This window comes from Cognatundibacterium aquatile, from assembly GCF_014699135.1.
GTDB lineage: Bacteria > Pseudomonadota > Gammaproteobacteria > Burkholderiales > Burkholderiaceae_D > Undibacterium > Undibacterium aquatile.
This window is the reverse complement of the sequence record NZ_JACOFT010000003.1, coordinates 684,034-705,528: the sequence shown is the minus strand read 5'-3', so window position 1 is coordinate 705,528 and position 21,495 is coordinate 684,034. Positions and strand designations below refer to the sequence as shown.

Genomic DNA, 21,495 nt, shown 5'->3' with positions numbered 1-21,495 from the left:
GCTTCGCATCGTTGTGTGCGTCAGCAGCAGAGAAACGAGATTATGAAGTACTTCTCACTCACTGTCAACTCCCTTCGCCCTTTCGCTTCGCTTTTTCTTCTCAGCGTCCGCATTTTGTTGTGCGGGCACCAATCGGATCACTTGGCCTGACTTCGGTCTGTTGACTGTGCGGGCTGCTTTTTTACTTGCAGCGCTTCACTTTCTTCCCCCGCCTTTCAGCGGGAGCCGAACTATAGCAAAACCTCCAAGCCTTCGCAATAAACATGGCAAATTATTTTAATGAATATGCGAATCACAACGGCATGGACATTCGGCGCAACAGCTCTTGTTCTGGGCAACAATTAACTGCTGCCTTTACGGTAACAGGTAAAATATTACTTTTACGCAGAATTAAATTACTAAACAGTTTTTACTGATTAGTTTTACGGACACCACCTATGTTACGCATCACCGACTTAAAACTCTCTTTAGATCACCCTGAATCTGCATTAAAAAGGGCGATACTGGAACAATTAGCAATTCCTGAATCAGATCTTATCGGCTTCAATATATTTAAGCGAAGCTACGATGCACGAAAGAAAACTGCAATTATTCTGATCTACACCATCGACGTAGAATTAAAAAATGAATCTGAGGCACTGACTCGTCTGAACAAGCAATCAAATATTTCTGCCACACCAGACACCAGCTATAAGTTCGTTGCACATGTTCACGATAATAAATTTAAACGTCCAATTGTTATCGGTTTCGGACCTTGCGGTCTGTTCGCTGCATTATTACTGGCAGAGATGGGATATCGCCCCATCGTTCTCGAGCGAGGAAAAACCGTCAGGGAACGCACAAAAGACACCTGGGGATTATGGCGTAAGCGTGAACTCCATCCAGAATCAAATGTGCAATTTGGAGAAGGCGGAGCAGGAACATTTTCTGATGGAAAACTGTACAGTCAGATCAAAGACCCAAAGCATTACGGTAGAAAAGTAATCACTGAATTTGTGAAGGCAGGAGCGCCGGAAGAAATTCTGTATGTCAGCAAGCCTCACATAGGCACCTTTCGGCTGGTGAAGATGATAGAAGAGATGCGGCATAACATTGAAACACTTGGCGGCGAGATTCGTTTTGAGCAAAAAGTAACGGATATCGATATCAAAAATGGTGAAGTCTGTGGAGTGCGCGTGAATGATGGCGAATACATCGAATCAAATCACGTTGTTCTTGCGATCGGCCATAGCGCCCGTGACACATTCCAGATGCTCTACGATAAGGGCGTTTATATTGAAGCTAAACCATTTTCAATTGGCTTTCGTATCGAACACCCGCAATCCGTCATCGACAAAGCGCGCTTTGGTCCGAACGCAGGAAATGAAATTCTGGGTGCCGCGGATTACAAACTGGTGCATCACGCAAAGAATGGCCGCTCGGTGTATAGCTTCTGCATGTGCCCCGGAGGGACGGTTGTCGCTGCGACATCGGAGCCAGGGCGTGTGGTAACCAACGGGATGAGTCAGTATTCGCGCAATGAACGCAATGCAAACAGCGCCATTGTCGTCGGCATTTCTCCGGAAGATTACCCGGGGAATCCTCTTGCAGGTATTGATTTGCAGCGCAAACTCGAAGAACGCGCTTACAAAATGGGCGGTGAAAGTTACAATGCACCAGGGCAGCTTATCGGCGATTTCATTAAAGGGATCAAATCAACAGAACTGGGTAATGTGACTCCGTCATACAAACCTGGCGTAACACTTTGTAATCTGGCCGACGCCTTACCTGATTTTGCGATTAACGCGATACGCGAAGCAATTCCTGAATTCGATAAAAAGATCAAAGGCTTTGCGATGAACGATGGCATCCTGACTGGCATAGAAACCCGGACATCATCACCCATTCGCATTAAGAGAACTGACGATAGCTTGCAAAGCCTGAACACCAAAGGACTTTACCCGGCTGGCGAAGGTGCAGGATATGCAGGAGGTATTCTTTCAGCAGGTGTTGATGGCATCAAAATTGCGGAAGCAGTAGCACTGTCCATCAATGCTGACAGCTAACTCGATATACAACTAACGAATAGCAGACCAATTAAGAACGGGCAATTTCAAGGTGAATCGGATTCATCTTGAAATTGCCCGTATCTCGTTAACACCAAAAACATCAGAACTGCACCGCTTCAAAACCGCTGCGGAATTCAGAGGGTTAAAATTTCATGTAACTGGATAACAGTTCAGTCATCTTTTGCGCCGTCGATACCCAACTCATGTATTTTGCGCGTGATCGTGTTACGTCCGATTCCCAGCCGGACAGCAGCATCATTTTTCCGTCCATGTGTATATTTGAGCGCAGCCTTAATCACGATTGCTTCAAACTTATCGCCTAATTTCACAATGACCTCTGGCTGTCCTTGCGACAGCATCGTCATTGCCTCTTCTTCTAAAAGCTCAATCCAGCTTTGCGCAGGATGGAGCTGGCGATCGGGGGCAGAAATATGTGAGTGATGCACCGGGGTCGCCTCAGAAGGGCTGCTGATATAGGGCTCTGCCTCAGCCCTATGCGCCGTCATTGCTCCCCCGTTACCTTGCTCACCTGAGGGCAACAAATCCTGCGGTAAATCCGGGATCTCCACCGTCTGACCTGGCGCCATGACGGTAATCCAGTTACACAGATTTTCTAATTGCCGGACATTTCCAGGGAAATCCAATCCTGACAAAAACTGCAAAGCAGACTCAGATAAACGTTTGACCTCGACACCCAGTTGCTTCGCACTTTGAGATAAGAAAAATTTCGCCAGCACAGGAATATCTTCACGACGTTCACGCAAACTAGGCAAACGCAAGCGAATAACATTCAAGCGATGGTACAAATCCTCGCGAAACAAACCTTCGCGGACTCTGGTTTCAAGATTTTGATGGGTCGCTGCAATCACACGTACATTCGCCTTCATCGGCTGATGACCGCCCACCCGATAAAAATGGCCATCCGACAGCACCCTCAATAATCTTGTCTGTAAATCGAATGGCATGTCGCCAATTTCATCGAGAAATAAAGTGCCGCCCTCTGCTTGCTCAAAACGACCACGTCGTGTCGTCTGCGCCCCGGTAAACGCGCCGCGCTCGTGACCAAATAATTCAGACTCTAATAAATCCTTAGGAATCGCGGCAGTATTCAGCGCGATAAAAGGCTGGGATGATCGCGGGCTATGCTTATGCAGGGCGCGAGCAACCAACTCTTTACCACTACCTGATTCACCGGTAATTAATACTGTCACGTTCGACTGCGATAAACGCCCTATCGCACGAAAAACATCCTGCATTGCAGGTGCGTGACCAAGAATTTCCGGCGCTTCAGAAATCGTTTGTTCGACGCTGGATTCGCGCAGACTCTCATCGAGTGCACGACGAATCAATTCAACCGCTTTATCAAGATCAAATGGTTTGGCTAAGTATTCAAATGCCCCGCCTTGGAAAGCAGCGACAGCAGAATCCAGATCCGAGAACGCGGTCATGATAATCACTGGCAAGCCGGGATGCTTAGCTTTGACGGTTTGCAACAGTTCCAAGCCAGAGGCGCCGTGCATGCGAATATCAGAAACCAATACCTGTGGCGTATCTGACTGCAAAGCAGTCATGGCATCGCGCGCATTTGTAAAGCTCTTGGTCGTCAGATTTTCTCTTGCGAGCGCTTTCTCAAGCACCCAGCGAATTGAATCATCGTCATCCACTATCCAAATAGGTTTCATATTTTTTTTAGTTCCAGGTTTGAACATATTGATTAGCAAAGGCGCTAACTTGCACTAATAAAGCGTTTCCTCGTCCAACCTTAAGGCAGAGGAATAAGGATTCTGAAATCAGTACAACCGGGACGACTCTCGCATTCAATTACACCCAAGTGCTGATCGACAAAGGTTTGCGCCAGAGTCAGTCCAAGTCCGCTGCCACCATCTCTTCCTGAAACTAAAGGATAAAAAATGCGGTGAAAAATTTCAGGCGGGATTCCAGGACCGTTATCAATGATATGCAAGTCTAATGCCAACCTGTATCTGACCTTCGCCAAAGTAATCTGCCTGACGACACGGGTTTTAAAAGTCAGCTCCGCATCTCCGTGACGAATTCGCTCCGCTAACGCCTGTGCGGCGTTGTGGGCGATATTCAGTACTGACTGTATCAACTGCTCCTTATCGCCGCGGAATTCCGGTATCGACAAATCGTAATCCCTGTGAATTGTCAGCCCCTGCGGAAATTCGGCCACAATCAGACTGCGGACCCGCTCGCACACTTCATGAATATTGACATCACCTACTATATGGGGGAGACGGTGAGGAGCAAGCAAACGATCAACCAGCGTCTGCAAGCGATCTGCCTCTTTGATGATGACTTGCGTATACTCGCGCAATTCCTTGAGCTGGCGCTCCGGCAATTCCAACTCAAGCAACTGTGCCGCTCCGCGGATACCACCGAGTGGATTTTTAATTTCATGCGCGAGGTTACGGATCAGCTCCTTATTTGCCTTGCTCTGATCGAGCATCCTCTCTTCCCGATCCAGCTTGAGTTGCTGGACGTTTTCCCGAAATTCAATCAACACTGGTGTTTCAGGATTATCTAATGCTGTGACGATGCTATGCACATGCAAAGGCTCTCTGCCAGCCCGCTCCAAGGTCAGATCCTGACGCTTATCAGCGAAATGATGGGCGACGGCCTGATGAAACACCGCCAACAAAGCATCGCCATTTAAAAATAAAGCATTGAGCTTTTGGTCGATCAGGGATTTCGCTGAACAATCCAGCAATATCTCCGCTGCTGGATTAGCGAACTTGATACTACCGTCAGCATTAAACACGATGACAGCAGAGCTGAGCAGCTCAAGTCCGGCGAATGCCGGCAGAATAGAGAGAGAATTTTTCACCATAATCCATAAAAAAAGGCCGCATAGTGCGACCTTATTATGCAAGCATCATGCCCGCCGATTCAATTTCTTGCAGGGAAAGCAGAGATTTTGCATTATTTTAGGTTGGAAATTTCACGCCGCAATGCCTCAATGTTCTTTTCGGTGCGGCTGATGTTATCTTTCATCATTCCGGTGCGTTCCTGATATTTTGCGTAATTACGCTCATCACCACGACGCTCAGGCTCACCATTGTTGTACTCTTTTTTCAAATCAGCCAGTTTTTGCTCTTCCGCTTTGAGCTCATCCAACAAAATTTGCCGGCGATCCGAATCTCTGGCCTTTTGTGTTCCCTCGTCAACCTTAGGGAAATCTGCAGGGCTAGAAGCGGATTTTGCCTGTGTTTTCTTGGGAGTGGAAGGTAAAGCCGGGGCAGGAACAACCGTAATACCGGGCAACTCGACTCTCTTACAGCCTTTCGTTGCACCCGTATTTTTATACTCTTTCTTGCCATTATCATCGACGCATAAAAACACATCAGCCTGCGCGTGGGCAATATTTTGGATGGCGATTAACGAAATAAAACCAATCAATAGTCGCTTCATATTCAATCACTAGTCAAAAACAGAGGTGTAGTGTATGCGATGCTGCGCATATTCACAATTCCACGTTACGCGCAGTAACAAAACAAAAAAAGCGGGGTTGCCCCCGCTTTTATAGCATCCCTTGCAATTACAGGGAATAGTACATGTCAAATTCAACAGGATGCGTAGTCATGCGCATACGTTGAACTTCCTGCATTTTCAGTTCAATGTAAGCGTCGAGCATACTGTCGCTGAACACACCACCACGAGTCAGGAATTCGCGATCTTTATTCAGTGCATCCAAGGCTTCTTCCAGAGACGCGCACACTGTTGGAACCAATGCATCTTCCTCTGGTGGCAAATGGTACAAATCTTTAGATGCTGCTTCACCTGGGTGAATCTTATTCTGTACACCATCCAGACCTGCCATCATCAGTGCAGAGAAGCACAGATATGGGTTTGCCAGTGGATCTGGGAAGCGCGCCTCAACGCGACGGCCTTTTGGATTCGCAACGTAAGGAATGCGGATAGATGCAGAACGGTTTTTAGCAGAGTACGCCAGTTTCACCGGTGCTTCGTAGCCTGGAACCAGACGCTTGTACGAGTTAGTACCTGGATTCGTGATCGCATTCAATGCTTTAGCATGTTTGATGATGCCGCCGATGTAGTACAGAGCGAAATCAGACAAGCCAGCATAGCCGTCGCCTGCGAACAGGTTTTTGCCATCTTTCCAGATCGATTGATGCACGTGCATACCGGAACCATTGTCACCAACGATAGGTTTAGGCATGAAAGTCGCTGTTTTGCCGTAGGTATGAGCCACGTTCCAGACAACATATTTCAGGTTTTGTGTCCAGTCAGCACGTTCTACCAATGTAGAGAATTTTGTGCCGATTTCATTTTGACCAGCGCCAGCAACTTCATGGTGATGCACTTCCACTGGAATGCCCAAAGATTCCAGAATCAGGCACATTTCAGAGCGCATGTCCTGGAAACTGTCGACTGGAGGAACTGGGAAGTAACCGCCCTTGACTGTAGGACGATGACCAGTATTGCCACCTTCCAGTTTTTCACCTGTAGTCCAGGAAGCTTCTTCAGAATCAATCTTAACGAAGCAACCAGACATGTCGATTTTCCAGCGTACGCCATCAAAAATAAAGAATTCTGGTTCAGGACCAAAATAGGCTGTATCGCCGATACCGGAAGATTTCAGATAAGCTTCCGCGCGTTTTGCGATAGAACGTGGATCACGGTCGTAACCTTTGCCATCGGAAGGCTCGATGACGTCACATTGCATAAACAATGTGGTTTCTTCCATAAATGGATCGATATTCGCTGTATTTGGATCTGGCATCAACAACATGTCAGAAGCTTCGATACCTTTCCAGCCCGCAATAGAAGAGCCATCAAATGCATGGCCAGATTCGAACTTATCGATATCGAAGTGAGAAACAGGCACAGTCACGTGCTGTTCTTTACCGCGTGTATCTGCGAAACGAAAATCAACGAATTTCACTTCGTTATCTTTCGCCATCTTCAAAACTTCTGCAGCTGTCATTGCCATGTGAAACTCCTCAAGTAGCGCTAAAAATAAATCGGGGATTACTGAGCCTTCGTTCTGCCATCCTGACAAAAGAAACCTGTCGTTAATTTTCTTTCTGCATAATCATCTGACCGCTCAACTCCGTGAACAATAATAGCAGAAACTATGCCATATTCCAGAATCCATACAACGACAGAAAATTATCGCTAACACCTTGTTTTTAAAACGTTTAATCAAAATCAAGAATCAAAAGCTTCTGGTGACGCACCAAAAAAAACAAAATAAGTATATGAAAAAACTGAGCGCACTTTTTAGGTGCAAATGATTGCACCATTAATGTGCACTGTAAAATAGGTGCGCCGCCGTCAGCATAGCTGTCGCCAATATTGCGTGCGCTCTCAGTGTGCGCTCTCATATGACTACTGATTTGTATGCAAATTATCTATCTCAGACGCAGAGCCTGCTAACAACTGAATTTTATACGCACCACCAATCAAACCGCACGGAAGCGATGCATACACGTGTCGCTTCATGCATAATTCAATGAAAATGCCCACACAAACTGCCTGCACTGGATTAACTATGTCTAGCAACACCACACTCACGTCTGCCCGACAACGCGCACAGGAACAATCGCTTCCGTATGCCGGAGCGGTCACTCCCATTGAGGCCTTTGAACTATTGCAGTCGAATCCGGATTGCATCCTCGTTGACGTCCGCACCAATGCCGAACGTGATTGGGTTGGTAAGGTCGTGATTCACGACACTCAACATTTTGCGGTGCAGTGGAGCCTGTATCCGGGCGGAGCGCAAAACCCTGATTTCTTACAGCAACTCGCCACCATCACCGCCGACAAAAATACCGTCATTCTTTTTCTGTGTCGTTCAGGTGTGCGCTCACGTCATGCCGCAAAACTCGCCAGCGAATCCGGCTACACCCAATGTTTTGACATCCTGCAAGGCTTTGAAGGAGACAGAGATGCGCATGGCCACAGAAAAACAGTCGTGGGCTGGTGCGCCAACGATTTACCGTGGCTTGGCGCATGATATTTCAAATACATTAAAAACATACTTCCATCCGCCTCAATACTTTGCTAGAATAGCGAGCTTCGCTGATCTGGAATTGGCGAAAAGCAGGAGAGGTGGATGAGTGGTTTAAGTCACACGCCTGGAAAGCGTGCGTAGGTTTATCCCTACCGGGGGTTCGAATCCCCCCTTCTCCGCCAGAATTAGAAAAGCCCTTGATTTTTTCAAGAGCTTTTTCTTTTGGTTTCACGAGTATTGCCCTGCCTTTACTCGGCGAATTTATTCTGCGTTTTATAATAAAGCAGCCCTCCCAGCCCCGTCTTCCCGCTGCATAACTCATTTGATGAGCCCCTTCGCAGATCAGCATCGCAAAGCACGCACGCTTTACGACCAAACAGCCCCTGCTAAGACTAAGACCAAACCATCGCTTATTGATAATTTGAAGACGATAGCTACCGGAGTCTGGGCATATAGGTCAATTTGAGATGCAGGGATGTAAAAAATACAGATGGCGGTATAGCTAAGCCTTGTTGAAAACGCATCGACACGATTGAGCTAAATTAAGCAATTAAAGCACTAACCATGGTGAGGAAGAAACGCATCAACTTTTGCATGAAGCAATGCAATGAGCTTTGAATCCATGAACTTGTAGTTGTCTGGGATGTTCAGACAGATCACCCGCTTACCAAGAAGGTGCGGCCGAAATTCACTGGATAACTTCGTCTTATGCTTTCGCTCCATCACAAAGATCAATTCAGCCCACTCCACGAGTTCGGGCGTCAGTGGATTCTCAGCGTTGCGATTAAGGCCTGCCGAAGCGCACTGGATACCTGGATGATCAGAATAGACTTGTTCAGCAGTCGGGCTGCGCCAGCGGTTCATGCTGCAGATAAAGAGAACGCGTTGCAAAGTTTTTAGAGTCCTGAGGTTTAACACGAGGGCATCAAAGAGCTATTTCCATTGAATGCCGATCTCGAAACAATGGGTAAATTGTAAGTCAGGTTGCTGCAAGCACAAAATCACTCGCTCATTCCCATCATTTATATAAAAACAGGGGAGTATGTGTCAAAAATGCCTTATTCTCAGCAGAAAATAAGGGGCTTTAAATATACTCCCCCCAGTATTTTCAGACGCGCAAAGCACAATAAATGCATGTCGCAGGCGTTTTACGATGCCTGCGCTATGGATTTGGCCGCGGGACATGGATGCGATATGGCAAAACTACGTGCGTAGCGGTGCCGCAGATGTGCGCAGGGCTTACAACATGGCTGCGCCAACGGCCTGACGCACGGGGATGTCCGTTGGGTCAAAGCCTTCGAGGCAGTGGACGTTGATGCCGAGGTTGTCTGGCGTCACCCGTTTGCGGTGGAATGGATAGATGCCACAGACTTTGCAAAAGAAGTGCCGCGCGGTTTTGGTGTGAAACTGATACTCGGTGAGCGACTCTTCGCCTGTTAGCAATTGAAATTGACTTTCATGCACCTTGACCATCAGCGCATTTTTACGGCGGCAGATGCTGCAATCACACATGGTCAACTCCGGAAAATCCGTTTCGATCTGAAAGCGCACGGCACCGCAGTGGCAACTTCCAAGATATTTTTGCATAGGGCGTATGTTCATTTATCTGTGACTCCTTGATGGCGACGGCTTAACTGCATTGGTTCTTGCTGTGACTGCCACATGCTTAATTACCGATGGTGCAGCGCCAGCCGCTGATGAAGTGCGTGAGTATTTCACAGCACGACGAATCTGCCGATATTATCATTCCACGGTGAGCGCATCTGATGCAAACAGTGGCGAGAAATGCGCAGACATTTTCTCAAATTTCTTAAAATCCTAAAATTAACGCGCCGCTGAACTGGTAGGAAAAGGCGGCGCAAACTGTAAAGCGCCAGCGATGCGATTCCACGCATTAATGGCACCGATCGCGGCAGTCAGAAAAGCGATTTCCGTCGGGCTGAATGAGGCAGCCAATTCCGCATATACCTCCGTCGCGATGTGCTGTTGCGACATCAAAGTCAGCGCTTCGGTCCATGCCAGTGCGGCACGTTCACGGGCAGAGTAAATTTCCGTATCCCGCCACGCCGCCAGTAAATCAATTTTTTGCTGAGGCAGTTGTATTTTGCGCGCCAGATTTAAATGAAACTGCAGGCAGAATGCGCAGCCATTCATCTGTGATGCTCTTAGTTTGATGAGTTCAGTCAGCGATTTTTCCAAGCCGGATTCATCAATAGCTTTACCCAACTGGCTCAGCGCCGCGATCACGCCCGGCGCTGTTTTTTCATAGGATGACCAGTCAAATCCACGCTGCATTAGTGTTGTCATATCAGGAGCAAAAGAGTTAATATAAGAATTCGAACAATAATATACGAATTCTTACATCATGCGCAAGACGCGACTGCACAGCACATCCATTCCTGCAATAGGCGAAGGCAAACGTGGCGAAGACGGCCACATTGGTTACCTGCTCAGGCAGGCACATGCGGCTCACAGAATCAGAATGGAGAAAACCTTACAAGCCATGGGCGTGACGCTGCCTCAGTTTTCGGTACTGACGATGCTGGCGGCATATCCCGATGCATCTGGTGCCGAGCTCGCGCGGCTCTCGTTACTGACACCGCAAACAATGAGTGTGATTATCGGTAATCTGGAGCGGGCAGAAATCGTTTCTCGAACACCGCATGCCGAACATGGACGGATACAAATTATTCAGATGACCCCTGCTGGCCGGCGTTTACTAAAGCACTGCAAAGCAGCCGTCAGTGCCGCTGAAAAAGAGTTACTGGCCGACGTTTGTGCGGAAGACGAAACCGTTATCCGTCAATGGCTGGTCGCGGTCGCCAAACGCCTCGATAATATGGCGTGATCAGTCTTCGGGCGTTCGGGCTCGACTTATATCATCGCCCATATTCCCCCCATATTCACTGCCCATATCTCACTCGTATCCATTCATCGTCGTTCGTCATCATTTATCTCTCGCGGCAGATTGCGCCGCAAGCGCCTGTCAGTGCAACAAATTTTTATGTCACACTGATAATGCTGCACCATTCAGTGCCGCTTTAAATATAATCGCTGTTTCGCAGCCTTACCGTTTTACGATTGCCTCTTCCGGATTTACACATGCCTAATTCCCCTTCTGTTGCACGCTCAACCGCGACGTCACTGGTCAGTCTTATTTGCGTTCTGGCTCTGCTGCATTTTGGACGAGAGGTGTTGGAACCTATCGTACTGGCATCGATACTGAGCCTGATCATCGCACCGCTGATACGCAGCCTGCGACGATTCGGACTGGGGCGTATCACTGCTACCTTCAGTGCGGTACTTTTCGTCGCTGCGGGCCTCGTTGGCATCGGTGTGATTCTGGCCTCGCAGTTAGTCAGCGTGACGACTGAAATTCCGCAATATCGCGCGGCGATTCAATCCAAGCTGGCAATGGTGAGGCAGATCACTGAGCGGCCATTTGCGCACATCGAGGCGGAAATGAAGGCCGTGTCATCGAATAATTTCCCGGCGGCAGAACCGGCAACACCAAATGAAAGGGTTTTACCTGCAGGACAAAGCCAACCAGTTCCGGTCGTCATTCGCACACCGCAACCAAGCACGACTGAAACGATCACGCGTTTGCTGTCATCCATTTCCGGGCCGGTCGGCGAGGCGTTTCTGGTTTTTGTATTGCTGATATTTATTCTGCTTGATCATGAATCTTTGCGTGATCGGGCAATACGTCTGACAGGGCAAAGCGAAGTTGGCCGCACGATCAAGGCGTTGGGGGACGCAACGGAAGGCGTCTCGCGCTTTTTCTTTTCGCAATTTCTGGTCAACACCGCATTCGCGATCATCGTCTCCATCGCCTTATGGGCGGTGGGCGTGCCGCATGCATTTCTGTTCGGCACCTTAAGCGGCTTATTACGTTTTATTCCATATCTGGGTGCATTGATTGCGGGAGGCATGATTACGATGTTCGTCGCAGCGATTGATCCCGGCTGGACTCTGGCGATCGTCTGCATGTCCTTTTTCGGTGCGACCGAAGTGTTGGTCGCGAACTGGGTGGAGCCCAAAGTGTATGGGCACAGTTCTGGACTATCACCGCTCGCCGTGATGGTATCGGCCTTGTTCTGGGGTGCGCTGTGGGGACCGATTGGTCTGCTGCTGTCAACGCCGCTGACTTTATGTCTGGTCGTTGCCGGGCGTCATGTCAGCGCGCTGGAACCGATCACGATATTATTTGCGGACACGCCGAACGTGGATGAGGCACACCGTTTTTTCCATCGTTTACTGGCCGCAGATACCGATGCCATCGTGACCGACGCGCAAGTGTTTTTGCGTAAATTCAGTTTTGCCAAATATTGTGATCACATCCTGATTCCGGGGCTGTCTCTTGGAGCACATGATTTTGAAAATGGATTGCTGGAGAAAACACAGCAAAATAAAATTCGCGCAACGATTGCCACACTCGCTGAAACGGTCAGTCAGGCATCCTATGGTGACGATAAAAATCGTAAGCGACGTGCCGTTTCCATGTTGGATGCCAATGTCGGCGCGCATTTACGACAGATGCGTAAAAAGCGCCTGGGTCGCTGGCAAGGCTCACTGAATGTGCCATCACGTTCGGTCGTTTTATGCGCGGGTTTTGACAGCGAACGCGATGACTTGCTGAGCGAGCTGTTCGTAATGGCACTACGGGAAGTGAACATCGATGCGCGTAGTTTTTCTTTTGGCGATCATCATGAAGATCCGGGGGAAGATGGGGCAAATATCGTTTCAACGGTATTTATCACCTATCCGCTTGCGTCCACACTTGCAGACTGGATTCCCATTGTGAATGAGCTTCGCAGCAATCTTCCACATGCGCTGATCGTGACTATTCGTCTGCTCTCTGAAGAAAATCTGGCAGAACAATCGGCGGTGAATAAACATGTCGATATGGTGTTGCGCTCATTTGAAGAAGGGCTGGCATTCGTTGCACCGGACAGAGCACCGTTACATTAAGCGGTCATCTGGCGTCTGCATTGACGCTGGCATCAGCGTTTGCGTTTAGAACGCGAATGCCGACCTCAGATATCGGTTTCCCATAGAAAAACCCTGAAAACTGCCAAGCAATTTTCAGGGTTTATTTTATGAACATGGTGAGCCTGATGTTCACCATGCAGTTTTATCAGAACTGATTCATTGTGTTGTCTTTACCAGCAGCTTTCAATGCAGCTTCACCGCTGAAATAATCTTTGTGATCATCACCGATGTCGGAACCGGACATGTTCTGATGTTTCACGCAAGCGATACCCTGACGGATTTCTTTACGCTGAACGCCAGCAACATAACCCAGCATACCTTGGTCGCCGAAGTATTCTTTAGCCAGATTGTCAGTGGACAAAGCAGCAGTATGGTAAGTCGGCAAAGTGATCAGGTGATGGAAAATACCTGCTTCGCGAGCGGCATCAGCCTGGAATGTACGGATTTTTTCATCAGCAGTGATCGCCAGTTCTGTATTGTCATAGTCAACGCTCATCAGCTTAGTGCGATCGTAGGCAGATACGTCTTTGCCTGCTGCTTGCATGCTGTCAAATACTTGTTGACGGAAATTCAGTGTCCAGTTGAACGATGGGCTGTTGTTGTAAACCAGTTTCGCATTTGGAATCACTTTACGGATTTCGTTGACCATGCCACCGATCTGAGCGATATGTGGTTTTTCAGTTTCGATCCACAACAAGTCTGCGCCGTTTTGCAGAGATGTGATGCAATCGAGTACGCAACGCTCTTCGCCTGTACCGGCACGGAACTGGAACAAGTTACTTGGCAGACGTTTAGGACGCAGCAATTTGCCATCACGTTTGATCACAACGTCACCATTCGCCATGGAGTCTGTTGATACTTCTTCAACGTCAAGGAAGGAGTTGTATTTGTCGCCCAGATCGTCAGGTTCACGTGTCACAGCGATTTGTTTCGTCAGGCCAGCACCCAGAGAGTCTGTACGTGCAACGATAATGCCGTCATCCACGCCGAGTTCCAGGAATGCGTAACGGATCGCACGGATCTTCGCGAGGAAGTCTTCATGAGGAACGGTCACTTTACCGTCCTGGTGACCACATTGTTTTTCATCAGAAACCTGATTTTCAACCTGGATACAGCATGCACCAGCTTCAATGAACTGTTTTGCCAGCAGATAAGTCGCTTCAGCATTGCCGAAACCGGCATCAATATCAGCGATGATAGGTACTACGTGCGTTACATGGTTGTCGATCTGGTCTTGAATCGCTTGTTTAGCAGCGCCTTCAGCAGCATCGAGTTGACGGAACAAACCGCCCAGTTCACGTGCATCAGCCTGACGCAGGAAAGTGTAGAGTTCTCTGATCAGATCGGAAACAGCAGTTTTTTCATGCATGGACTGATCTGGCAATGGGCCGAATTCAGAACGCAATGCAGCAACCATCCAGCCAGACAGGTATAAGTAACGACGATCAGTGCTGTTGAAGTGCTTCTTGATAGAAATCATCTTCTGTTGACCGATGAAACCGTGCCAGCAACCCAGAGACTGAGTGTATTTGGAAGGATCGGCATCGTAATTAGCCATATCCTGACGCATGATTTTCGCAGTGTAGCGTGCGATATCCAGGCCAGTTTTGAATTTGTTCTGAGCGCGCATACGTGCAGCGGATTCAGGGTTGATCGCGTTCCAGGCACTACCTTGTTTGTCTTTGAGTCCGGCAACGGCTTTGATGTCGTCTTGATACTGTGACATGTGAATCTCCTAGAGAGGTAAAAAAAATTAACGAAGCAATATCGTGTGCCGCCCTATCTGTTCAGAATCGAACCGGTAAAACAGCAGGTTGAAGCAAAACTGTATGGGTTAATGATAGACCATTTCGGAAACCAAGCCAACTCTTATATAAGACATATAACTTAATTTTTTTCCTTTATATTCAATAATTTAAATTCATATTTTTGCTATATGAAATACATTTTCAGAAAATGAGATAAAATATCCGTCGCAATTACAGCAATAATTTCACACTATGGAATTCCATTTCGCATTAGATGCTTCACTGTTTAAGCACAATCGCGAATATGTTTTCCTGTCAGCAACGGAACCAAATTTCCGTATCTGTGTCAAACTGTAACCAAGTCAGTACAATTCCATCTTCTGAAAAGCACCACCCTTTCATGTCCACGCAACAAATTCCCGCTGATTTACTCAAAAAAACAAAAAAAATATTATTCGTCGCGCCGCTCGCTATCGGCGACTTCAGCTATTTACAAAATTCTTTTAAGGCATTTTCACAGGCATATCCGCATATCGAAATGCATTTGTGGGTGGATGAGTTACGCCGCACCCGCGATGAACGCCAATGGCCATTTCTGGAAAAATATGCGCTGTATGACTGGGTCAGCGACTGTGATTTGTTCAGCAAGGTTTATCGCCGTACTTACAACCCGGCATTGCTGGCAGAAAGTATTCAGGAAGCGAAAAATGAGGAATATCCCATCGTTGTTTCACTCTCCATTCTGCGTCCTCAGCACTATGCTTCGCTGGCGCGCAAACTCAGTCCGCAAGGGTATATCGCTGGAATCAAACAACCGATCAGCCTGTTGAAGCTGCATCATCTTTTTACCTACAAAAAATTAGATGCCACGATTCTGGAAAACCGCTTTCAAGGTCAGCAAGTGCACATCAGCACGATCTATGCAGACTGGTTTAACCAGGCGTTTGGAATCGAGAGCAAAGAAGAAGACTTATTCCCGTATGTGAACATTCCAAAACAGTGGCTGCAGCAAGCACGCTTGCAATTGGAAAAATGGGGTTTCGATAAAACCAAATGCAAAGTGGTGTTCATTAATCCGTTTGCCAAGATTAATAAGCGTTGCTGGCCGCTGGCAAAAGTCGCCGAATTAATTAAAGCCATGCAAGCAATGAAAGCCTGGCGTGGCGCATGTTTCGTCGTCAGCGCGCCGCCAGAAAAGCTGGCACAGACTCAGGCAACCTTAAAAGAATACAATCTGAAAAATACCCAGTTTTTTTCAGCGCAGGAAAATTTCTTTCAGTTACCTGCAATGCTGAGCTGGTGCGATTTAATCATTTCTGTTGAAACCGCTGTGATGCACCTTGCTAATGCAGTACATGTGCCCGTGATTGCGCTGATGCGTCAAAAAAATCCTGAATGGGCGCCGCTCGATCAGATTCACAGCAAAGTGATTACGTCAACTCACCGTCATGACTGGGTCGATGCCATCAGTGTCGACAATGTGATTGAGCAACTGAGTCACTGCGTAAAACCTGAGATACAAGAAGAAGCACTCGCCTTCTGATAGGCGAGTGCAAACCGCTGAAAGAATCTGATTAAATCGGATCAAATCAGATAACGTTTAATTTCACCCATTTTTCTGCTTCCATAAATTTGCGTACTGAGTCGCAAATCATGGATGACATGCTGATTTCCGACGTCCAGCTTGATGAAAATTGATTTCATCCGGAGAGCAAGATGAGGAATATCCGCCCGCCACTGTTACAATCTCAGACCTTTTTTATCTCTGTCTGTTATGAAATCTCCGGAACTGCGTAAAGAGTTGTCAGAACTGACGCTGCACAAACGTGGCATACGTATCAATCTGCAATTACCGCTCATCGAGAGTGAAGATGAAATTCAACCGCGCAGCAATGACGAAGTTTTTCAACGTCTGGTCGCACTGACTTCCATCTGGCACTTACAGAATGCGCCACAACGGGCGACGGTGCTTGATGTCATTCATACGCAGCAGATCGATTCGTATTTTTCCGAAGGTGAACGCCAACTCATGCGGAAGCATTCAATTGATCCCGCGATGCCAGCCCCGGCGTTATCCGCAGACGCATTGTATTTTCTGGCGTGGTGTTGCGGCATACAAAAAACCATAGGTATGCCTGATGGTTGTTATAAAGAGGCGATCGCAGAACCATTGTGGCAACAAATTACCAGTCACCCGGACAGTCTGCGATCACAAATCCATCTGCGTTCAAAGTCCGTATTGCTTGACTGGGCTGATCTGCTGTATCGCATGCACTGGGCAGTACGCCACGCCCACATCACTGGCAAGCCAACCCCGGGCCGCCTGGATGCCGTGGCCGTACATGAATGGCACAAAGTGGTGAACTGGTTGATTCGATACGATGATGAAAATGACTGGGATAAGGTCAGCACAGAAACGGCGGGCTGAATTCTGATTATGTGAAGGATTTTTAAATCCAGTCGCAAAGGCAAAATAAAAGCGACTAGAATAGCTCATCCCTTATCCGCTATTTTTTCCGTTATCTCAAGGCTTGTATATGAATTCGCGCCCTTTCAAGCACCTCGTTGCACTCTCCGTCATCACGCTGTCAGGATTCACAGTGCAAAGTGTCTGTGCCGGTGATTTCGAGGATGGTGTCGCTTTGTATGAGCAACAGGAATTTACCGAAGCCGCGAAGTCTTTTCAGTCCGCAGCAAACAAAGGCAACGCGGATGCCCAATTTAACCTTGGACTGATGTATCTGAACGGCGAAGGTATAGAGCAAGACTATCAGAAAGCACGCGCACTGTTTCAGCAATCGGCGGAACAAAATAATGTCCGGGCGCAAGTCAATCTGGCGCGTATGTATGCAAAAGCCAAAGGCGTTGCACCAGACTACAAGACCGCCGTTATCTGGTTCACAAAAGCAGCAGAACTCGGTTATGCCGACGCACAATACAGCCTTGGCGTTTTATATGTGAATGGCCAGGGCGCGCCGCTCAATTACACAAAAGCCCGCGAACTGTTTGAACTCGCCGCCGAGCAGAATAATGCCAGTGCACAATACCAGCTCGGCCTCATGTACTTCAAGGGAAAAGGTCTTCGCATTGACCTGACGGAAGCCTATAAATGGCTGACGCTCGCCGGAGACTACGATGACGCGGTGCTCTATCGCGACTATGTCGCAAAAAAAATGAGTAAAGATCAGATCGCGGAAGCACAAGCGCTGGCAGACGATTGGAAACCAAAGGACGGCGCTAAAAAGTAAGCGCCGCCAACAATTTATTCAATGCACTGACCGCCCATCTTTCCCTCGCAAAGTTTAGTGTCATCGTCAGCTACGCCGATTAATTAAACAGAAAAGAAGCGGTTCATTGATCGTCAACGCCGCCTATACCTGTCTGAAGGCAGGTCATTGCTGGGCGACGGGTTCAAACACAATTACAGCGTCATCATTCCAACTCTGCTCATGCAATGGTGGTGAATAACGCAGGCCATCAGCAAGCAATGTCAGCACCATCTTGCGCTCGCCGGACACCAGTGTGACAGTACTGCTTTTAAACGGTGAGAAATAAATGACCGTGATCATTGATGAATGACATGGGCCACCAGCCGCTCGAAACATATTCCGTCGCAAGAACGGCAACTCATCATATTCGACTGCCCAACGTATTTCACACTCCAGACGCAGGTCACCAAGGCGGCGCGTGTTGGCAGTCAATCCGGCGCTGCGAACTTCCGGCCGCCAGCGAAAGCTCCCCTTCTTCTGATTCGTCAGTAAATCTGCATTATCGGTTTCCGCTTTTTTATCACGCGGCAAGGTGAAACCGCCATCGTTCGCGACAGGAATCGGTATCGAACTGTCGTCGCTGACGATACGCAAGCCGACATCATGCAGACTGACATCCGACTTCTGAGGAATTAACTGGAAACGAAAGACAGAACCGGGGGCTTTTGCCAGATGAGATTCGTAAGCGTTTAAACCCTTGAGTAATTGCCGGTAAGATTTCAATTCCGGGTCGCGGGTTGCTGAAATCTGTACCGATGATGCCGCGACTTCATCAGAACTTGTCGCAGGATTTGTCGCAGGCTCCGACGCCTGCGCCGACGCTATGACAGACCCGACACAGACTCCCGTCATCCATACAGATAATTTACGCATTGCTTACCCTGGGCAAAAGAAAAATGAGTGTAATGCAATTCAGTCTGATCCATTGCATGAAACACAAGGTATTAACTTTTGCACCCAAAGGTATCGTCAGATCAAAACACGATGTTTTACTCCCGGATTTTTTCGACTGCGTGTAATTCCTGTGCCCGGTCTTTTGACTGATCGGCATGAATGAAACCTTCAGTATCAGGCACCTGTAATTCAACCTTAGAAATCGTGGCGATTTTTACCTTGCCTGCCGTCAGCTGCAAGGAAAGTACATGTCCGCCATGACTGACATCATCAGACAAATAATGCCAGTGATAACCCGGCACATTAAAGCCTTTGACAAATGCGGGACTGCGAAATCCTATCAATTGCCCTGAGGTGCTGCCAAGTTTAAAAACTGATTGAGTCTTAGTGACTTCAGCCAAAGGTTTGTAAGGTTTCTTTTGCGGATCGATGGCTCGCGTGGTCATCTCCGCAAAATTTCCTTGAACGCGTATCGCATAGAAAGCGTTTTTATTAATCAGACTGGCATCGAGCTGTGCTTCCAGTTCTGCCAGTGTCGCCACACCTGCCAGGCTGATTTCTTTCGTCGGTTGAAAATTAGTCACAATCGCCAGCGGAGAAAGTTCTTGCGGTGGCACGATTTCGACTTTGCCGTTGCCCTTTGCTTTGTAGAACACGCCGTCGATCAGTATCATCTCGCCATCGACACGGTTATATGTACCGATACCGAAATCACCGTGTCGGGCTAATTCAGCCACAGAAATATTGCCGTCATACGCACCGGCGAGCAAAGCATCTATCGTCGAATACTGAAACAACCGGGCATCAGCCGCATACGTGACAGATGACGAAAAAAGTAAAGCCAGAACAAGTGGGCGCAGTAATCGTAAAGGCATGATAGTGAGAGCGAGTAGTAGAGTGAGAAGTCATTAAGTGTCGGCAAAAGCGAGCATGCCGCCAGCATAAATACCGACAGGTAAGATGCTCATTATGCGCATGAAGACAACAAACTCACAATCACTTTCAACAGCTGTGGTCGTCACTCTTTCCGGCTATAAGGCGCGCAAAGCGTCGAGTAGCGGTATGCAGGCATCTGCCACGCGATCAATGCTCTGTTCGCGTAATGCAGACAAATCAACGACCGCATCACTTTGCAGCCCAGCCCATGCAAGCAATGCGCTGCACGCTTCCGGGTGGTCAAATAATCCGTGCAGATAAGTGCCGAGTATCAGATCATCCGGTGAGCGGGCGCCTTCGTCCTCGTCATTCAGGTGAAATGCAGGCAAGGTTTCATTGCTGGCGTATGTCAACCCCATGTGAATTTCATAGCCCTGCACTGCCGCAGGTGCACCGCCTGCAGCAAAACCGAAAGCACAGCGACCACTGACCTGTTGCAGGCGTTTTTCCTGCGTCAGCTCGGTTGTGATATCCAGCAAACCTAAACCATCCGAATCACCTGCGGTACCTTCGACGCCATACGGGTCACTGATGATCTGTCCCAACATCTGATAGCCACCGCAAATGCCTATCACTTTGCCGCCGTAGCGCAGATGTTTTTCCAACGCTTGCTGCCATCCCTGTTGCTGCAGAAATGCCAGATCGGCACGGGTGTTTTTACTGCCGGGCAAAATAATCAGATCAGCGGGCGGGATCGCATGATCAGGACCGATAAACTGTAAATCAACATCAGGGTGCGCGCGCAAGGCATCAAAATCCGTGTGATTGGAAATACGCGGTATCGCAGGTACGATGATGCGGAATTTTCCGCTACTTTGTTGTGCTGGTTGTATCGCATCTTCGGCGTCCAGCTGTAAGCCATGCAGATACGGTAAGACAGCGAGCACAGGTTTGCCGGTCTTTTGTTCCAGCCATTCCAGCCCTGGTTCCAGCAAGCGGATATCGCCACGAAAACGATTAATCACAAAGCCGACAATGCGCTGTTGCTCGGACTCAGATAAACACGCCAGCGTACCGATGAAATGGGCAAAGACACCGCCGCGATCAATATCCGCCACCAGTATCACCGGGCAATCGACCGCTTCCGCAAAACCCATATTGGCAATATCACGATCACGCAGATTCACCTCGGCAGGGCTGCCTGCGCCTTCAACAATAATCGCGTCGTATTGATGTTGCAGACGCTGATACGATTCCAGCACAGCCCCCATCGCAATGGTTTTGTACTGGTGGTAATCGCGCGCATCCATGTCTGCACGCACCTTGCCATGAATGATGACTTGCGCCCCGGTATCGGAGGATGGCTTCAACAACACAGGATTCATATCAGTATGGGCAGGCACACCGGCGGCGATGGCCTGCAAAGCCTGGGCGCGCCCGATCTCGCCGCCATCAATCGTCACGGCGCTATTGAGCGCCATGTTCTGCGGCTTCATCGGCGCCACCCTCACACCATCTCGCTGCAACAAGCGACAGAGCGCCGCAACCACCGTACTTTTGCCCGCATCCGACGTCGTGCCCTGTACCATTAAAGTAGAAATCTGCATGCGACTACGCTTTCTTAAAAGGTTCCGGCAGACACCGAGGCAAATAAAAAAAAGAAAAACCTATCC

18 protein-coding genes and 1 tRNA gene are annotated in these 21,495 nt (G+C 48.4%); 8 read left to right on the top strand and 11 right to left on the bottom strand.

All coding sequences use genetic code 11. The features are described from left to right. The first annotated feature begins 437 nt into the window (after positions 1-437). The gene (locus tag H8K26_RS11675) at positions 438-2,045 is read left to right on the top strand and encodes an NAD(P)/FAD-dependent oxidoreductase (protein ID WP_190479660.1); all 1,608 of its coding nucleotides are present in this window, start codon (positions 438-440) and stop codon (positions 2,043-2,045) included. 173 nt (positions 2,046-2,218) lie between these two features. Here the strand turns inward: H8K26_RS11675 and ntrC are convergent, their stop codons facing one another. From ntrC to glnA, 4 genes are all read right to left on the bottom strand, one after another. After that, on the bottom strand, positions 2,219-3,730 hold the full coding sequence (ntrC, locus tag H8K26_RS11670) for a nitrogen regulation protein NR(I) (protein WP_190479659.1): 1,512 nt from the start codon (positions 3,728-3,730) through the stop codon (positions 2,219-2,221). Between the two features lie 80 nt (positions 3,731-3,810). Next, on the bottom strand, positions 3,811-4,896 hold the full coding sequence (glnL, locus tag H8K26_RS11665; protein ID WP_186883306.1) for a nitrogen regulation protein NR(II): 1,086 nt from the start codon (positions 4,894-4,896) through the stop codon (positions 3,811-3,813). A gap of 92 nt (positions 4,897-4,988) precedes the next feature. Beyond that, positions 4,989-5,477 carry a DUF4124 domain-containing protein gene (locus H8K26_RS11660; RefSeq protein ID WP_186896624.1) on the bottom strand — a complete coding sequence of 163 codons (489 nt, stop codon included), beginning with the start codon at positions 5,475-5,477 and terminating at the stop codon, positions 4,989-4,991. A gap of 127 nt (positions 5,478-5,604) precedes the next feature. Continuing rightward, a complete protein-coding gene (gene glnA / locus H8K26_RS11655) occupies positions 5,605-7,020 on the bottom strand; it encodes a type I glutamate--ammonia ligase (RefSeq protein ID WP_186883304.1) in 1,416 nt (471 codons plus the stop codon). 561 nt (positions 7,021-7,581) lie between these two features. Between glnA and H8K26_RS11650 the strand changes: the two genes are divergently transcribed. Together H8K26_RS11650 and H8K26_RS11645 are read left to right on the top strand one after the other, a co-directional pair. Next, positions 7,582-8,046, top strand: coding sequence for a rhodanese-like domain-containing protein (locus tag H8K26_RS11650; RefSeq protein WP_190479658.1), 465 nt, complete (start codon positions 7,582-7,584; stop codon positions 8,044-8,046). A gap of 89 nt (positions 8,047-8,135) precedes the next feature. Further along, positions 8,136-8,225, top strand: a tRNA-Ser gene (locus H8K26_RS11645). Between the two features lie 376 nt (positions 8,226-8,601). Here the strand turns inward: H8K26_RS11645 and H8K26_RS11640 are convergent. The 3 genes from H8K26_RS11640 to H8K26_RS11630 all read right to left on the bottom strand — a co-directional run bounded on the left by H8K26_RS11640 (position 8,602) and on the right by H8K26_RS11630 (position 10,350). Further along, positions 8,602-8,934 carry a low molecular weight protein tyrosine phosphatase family protein gene (locus H8K26_RS11640; protein WP_223826974.1) on the bottom strand — a complete coding sequence of 111 codons (333 nt, stop codon included), beginning with the start codon at positions 8,932-8,934 and terminating at the stop codon, positions 8,602-8,604. Between the two features lie 348 nt (positions 8,935-9,282). Beyond that, the gene (locus H8K26_RS11635) at positions 9,283-9,630 is read right to left on the bottom strand and encodes a GFA family protein (protein WP_190479657.1); all 348 of its coding nucleotides are present in this window, start codon (positions 9,628-9,630) and stop codon (positions 9,283-9,285) included. A 237-nt stretch (positions 9,631-9,867) separates the two neighbouring features. After that, positions 9,868-10,350, bottom strand: coding sequence for a carboxymuconolactone decarboxylase family protein (locus tag H8K26_RS11630; RefSeq protein WP_190479656.1), 483 nt, complete (start codon positions 10,348-10,350; stop codon positions 9,868-9,870). Positions 10,351-10,408: 58 nt separating this feature from the next. On the opposite strand from H8K26_RS11630, the gene H8K26_RS11625 reads away from it, so the two are divergent. Continuing rightward, on the top strand, positions 10,409-10,891 hold the full coding sequence (locus tag H8K26_RS11625) for a MarR family winged helix-turn-helix transcriptional regulator (RefSeq protein ID WP_190479655.1): 483 nt from the start codon (positions 10,409-10,411) through the stop codon (positions 10,889-10,891). 254 nt (positions 10,892-11,145) lie between these two features. Beyond that, a complete protein-coding gene (locus H8K26_RS11620) occupies positions 11,146-13,014 on the top strand; it encodes an AI-2E family transporter (RefSeq protein WP_190479653.1) in 1,869 nt (622 codons plus the stop codon). Positions 13,015-13,180: 166 nt separating this feature from the next. On the opposite strand, the gene H8K26_RS11615 is transcribed toward H8K26_RS11620, so the two are convergent. Beyond that, positions 13,181-14,761 carry an isocitrate lyase gene (locus H8K26_RS11615; RefSeq protein WP_190479651.1) on the bottom strand — a complete coding sequence of 527 codons (1,581 nt, stop codon included), beginning with the start codon at positions 14,759-14,761 and terminating at the stop codon, positions 13,181-13,183. A gap of 422 nt (positions 14,762-15,183) precedes the next feature. On the opposite strand from H8K26_RS11615, the gene H8K26_RS11610 reads away from it, so the two are divergent. The 3 genes from H8K26_RS11610 to H8K26_RS11600 all read left to right on the top strand — a co-directional run bounded on the left by H8K26_RS11610 (position 15,184) and on the right by H8K26_RS11600 (position 18,031). After that, complete coding sequence (locus tag H8K26_RS11610; protein ID WP_190479649.1) at positions 15,184-16,326, top strand: glycosyltransferase family 9 protein; 1,143 nt, start codon at positions 15,184-15,186, stop codon at positions 16,324-16,326. Positions 16,327-16,557: 231 nt separating this feature from the next. Continuing rightward, a complete protein-coding gene (locus H8K26_RS11605) occupies positions 16,558-17,211 on the top strand; it encodes a DUF4272 domain-containing protein (RefSeq protein WP_190479647.1) in 654 nt (217 codons plus the stop codon). Between the two features lie 109 nt (positions 17,212-17,320). Then, positions 17,321-18,031 carry a tetratricopeptide repeat protein gene (locus H8K26_RS11600; RefSeq protein WP_190479644.1) on the top strand — a complete coding sequence of 237 codons (711 nt, stop codon included), beginning with the start codon at positions 17,321-17,323 and terminating at the stop codon, positions 18,029-18,031. 144 nt (positions 18,032-18,175) lie between these two features. Here H8K26_RS11600 and H8K26_RS11595 read toward each other — a convergent pair whose 3' ends face one another. From H8K26_RS11595 to H8K26_RS11585, 3 genes are all read right to left on the bottom strand, one after another. After that, positions 18,176-18,925, bottom strand: coding sequence for a hypothetical protein (locus tag H8K26_RS11595; RefSeq protein ID WP_190479643.1), 750 nt, complete (start codon positions 18,923-18,925; stop codon positions 18,176-18,178). Between the two features lie 116 nt (positions 18,926-19,041). Then, positions 19,042-19,821: an acetolactate decarboxylase gene (gene budA / locus H8K26_RS11590; RefSeq protein WP_190479641.1), complete on the bottom strand. Its 780-nt coding sequence runs from the start codon at positions 19,819-19,821 to the stop codon at positions 19,042-19,044. A gap of 156 nt (positions 19,822-19,977) precedes the next feature. Next, the gene (locus tag H8K26_RS11585) at positions 19,978-21,429 is read right to left on the bottom strand and encodes a cobyric acid synthase (RefSeq protein WP_223826973.1); all 1,452 of its coding nucleotides are present in this window, start codon (positions 21,427-21,429) and stop codon (positions 19,978-19,980) included. Between the last annotated feature and the right edge of the window lie 66 nt (positions 21,430-21,495).

Excerpts from the sequence above, each read along its gene's own strand:
- H8K26_RS11675 (WP_190479660.1), top strand. The coding sequence starts at position 438 with ATGTTACGCATCACCGACTTAAAACTCTCTTTAGATCACCCTGAATCT.
- ntrC (WP_190479659.1), bottom strand. The coding sequence starts at position 3,730 with ATGAAACCTATTTGGATAGTGGATGACGATGATTCAATTCGCTGGGTG.
- glnL (WP_186883306.1), bottom strand. The coding sequence starts at position 4,896 with ATGGTGAAAAATTCTCTCTCTATTCTGCCGGCATTCGCCGGACTTGAG.
- H8K26_RS11660 (WP_186896624.1), bottom strand. The coding sequence starts at position 5,477 with ATGAAGCGACTATTGATTGGTTTTATTTCGTTAATCGCCATCCAAAAT.
- glnA (WP_186883304.1), bottom strand. The coding sequence starts at position 7,020 with ATGGCAATGACAGCTGCAGAAGTTTTGAAGATGGCGAAAGATAACGAA.
- H8K26_RS11650 (WP_190479658.1), top strand. The coding sequence starts at position 7,582 with ATGTCTAGCAACACCACACTCACGTCTGCCCGACAACGCGCACAGGAA.
- H8K26_RS11635 (WP_190479657.1), bottom strand. The coding sequence starts at position 9,630 with ATGCAAAAATATCTTGGAAGTTGCCACTGCGGTGCCGTGCGCTTTCAG.
- H8K26_RS11630 (WP_190479656.1), bottom strand. The coding sequence starts at position 10,350 with ATGACAACACTAATGCAGCGTGGATTTGACTGGTCATCCTATGAAAAA.
- H8K26_RS11625 (WP_190479655.1), top strand. The coding sequence starts at position 10,409 with ATGCGCAAGACGCGACTGCACAGCACATCCATTCCTGCAATAGGCGAA.
- H8K26_RS11620 (WP_190479653.1), top strand. The coding sequence starts at position 11,146 with ATGCCTAATTCCCCTTCTGTTGCACGCTCAACCGCGACGTCACTGGTC.
- H8K26_RS11615 (WP_190479651.1), bottom strand. The coding sequence starts at position 14,761 with ATGTCACAGTATCAAGACGACATCAAAGCCGTTGCCGGACTCAAAGAC.
- H8K26_RS11610 (WP_190479649.1), top strand. The coding sequence starts at position 15,184 with ATGTCCACGCAACAAATTCCCGCTGATTTACTCAAAAAAACAAAAAAA.
- H8K26_RS11605 (WP_190479647.1), top strand. The coding sequence starts at position 16,558 with ATGAAATCTCCGGAACTGCGTAAAGAGTTGTCAGAACTGACGCTGCAC.
- H8K26_RS11600 (WP_190479644.1), top strand. The coding sequence starts at position 17,321 with ATGAATTCGCGCCCTTTCAAGCACCTCGTTGCACTCTCCGTCATCACG.
- H8K26_RS11595 (WP_190479643.1), bottom strand. The coding sequence starts at position 18,925 with ATGCGTAAATTATCTGTATGGATGACGGGAGTCTGTGTCGGGTCTGTC.
- budA (WP_190479641.1), bottom strand. The coding sequence starts at position 19,821 with ATGCCTTTACGATTACTGCGCCCACTTGTTCTGGCTTTACTTTTTTCG.
- H8K26_RS11585 (WP_223826973.1), bottom strand. The coding sequence starts at position 21,429 with ATGCAGATTTCTACTTTAATGGTACAGGGCACGACGTCGGATGCGGGC.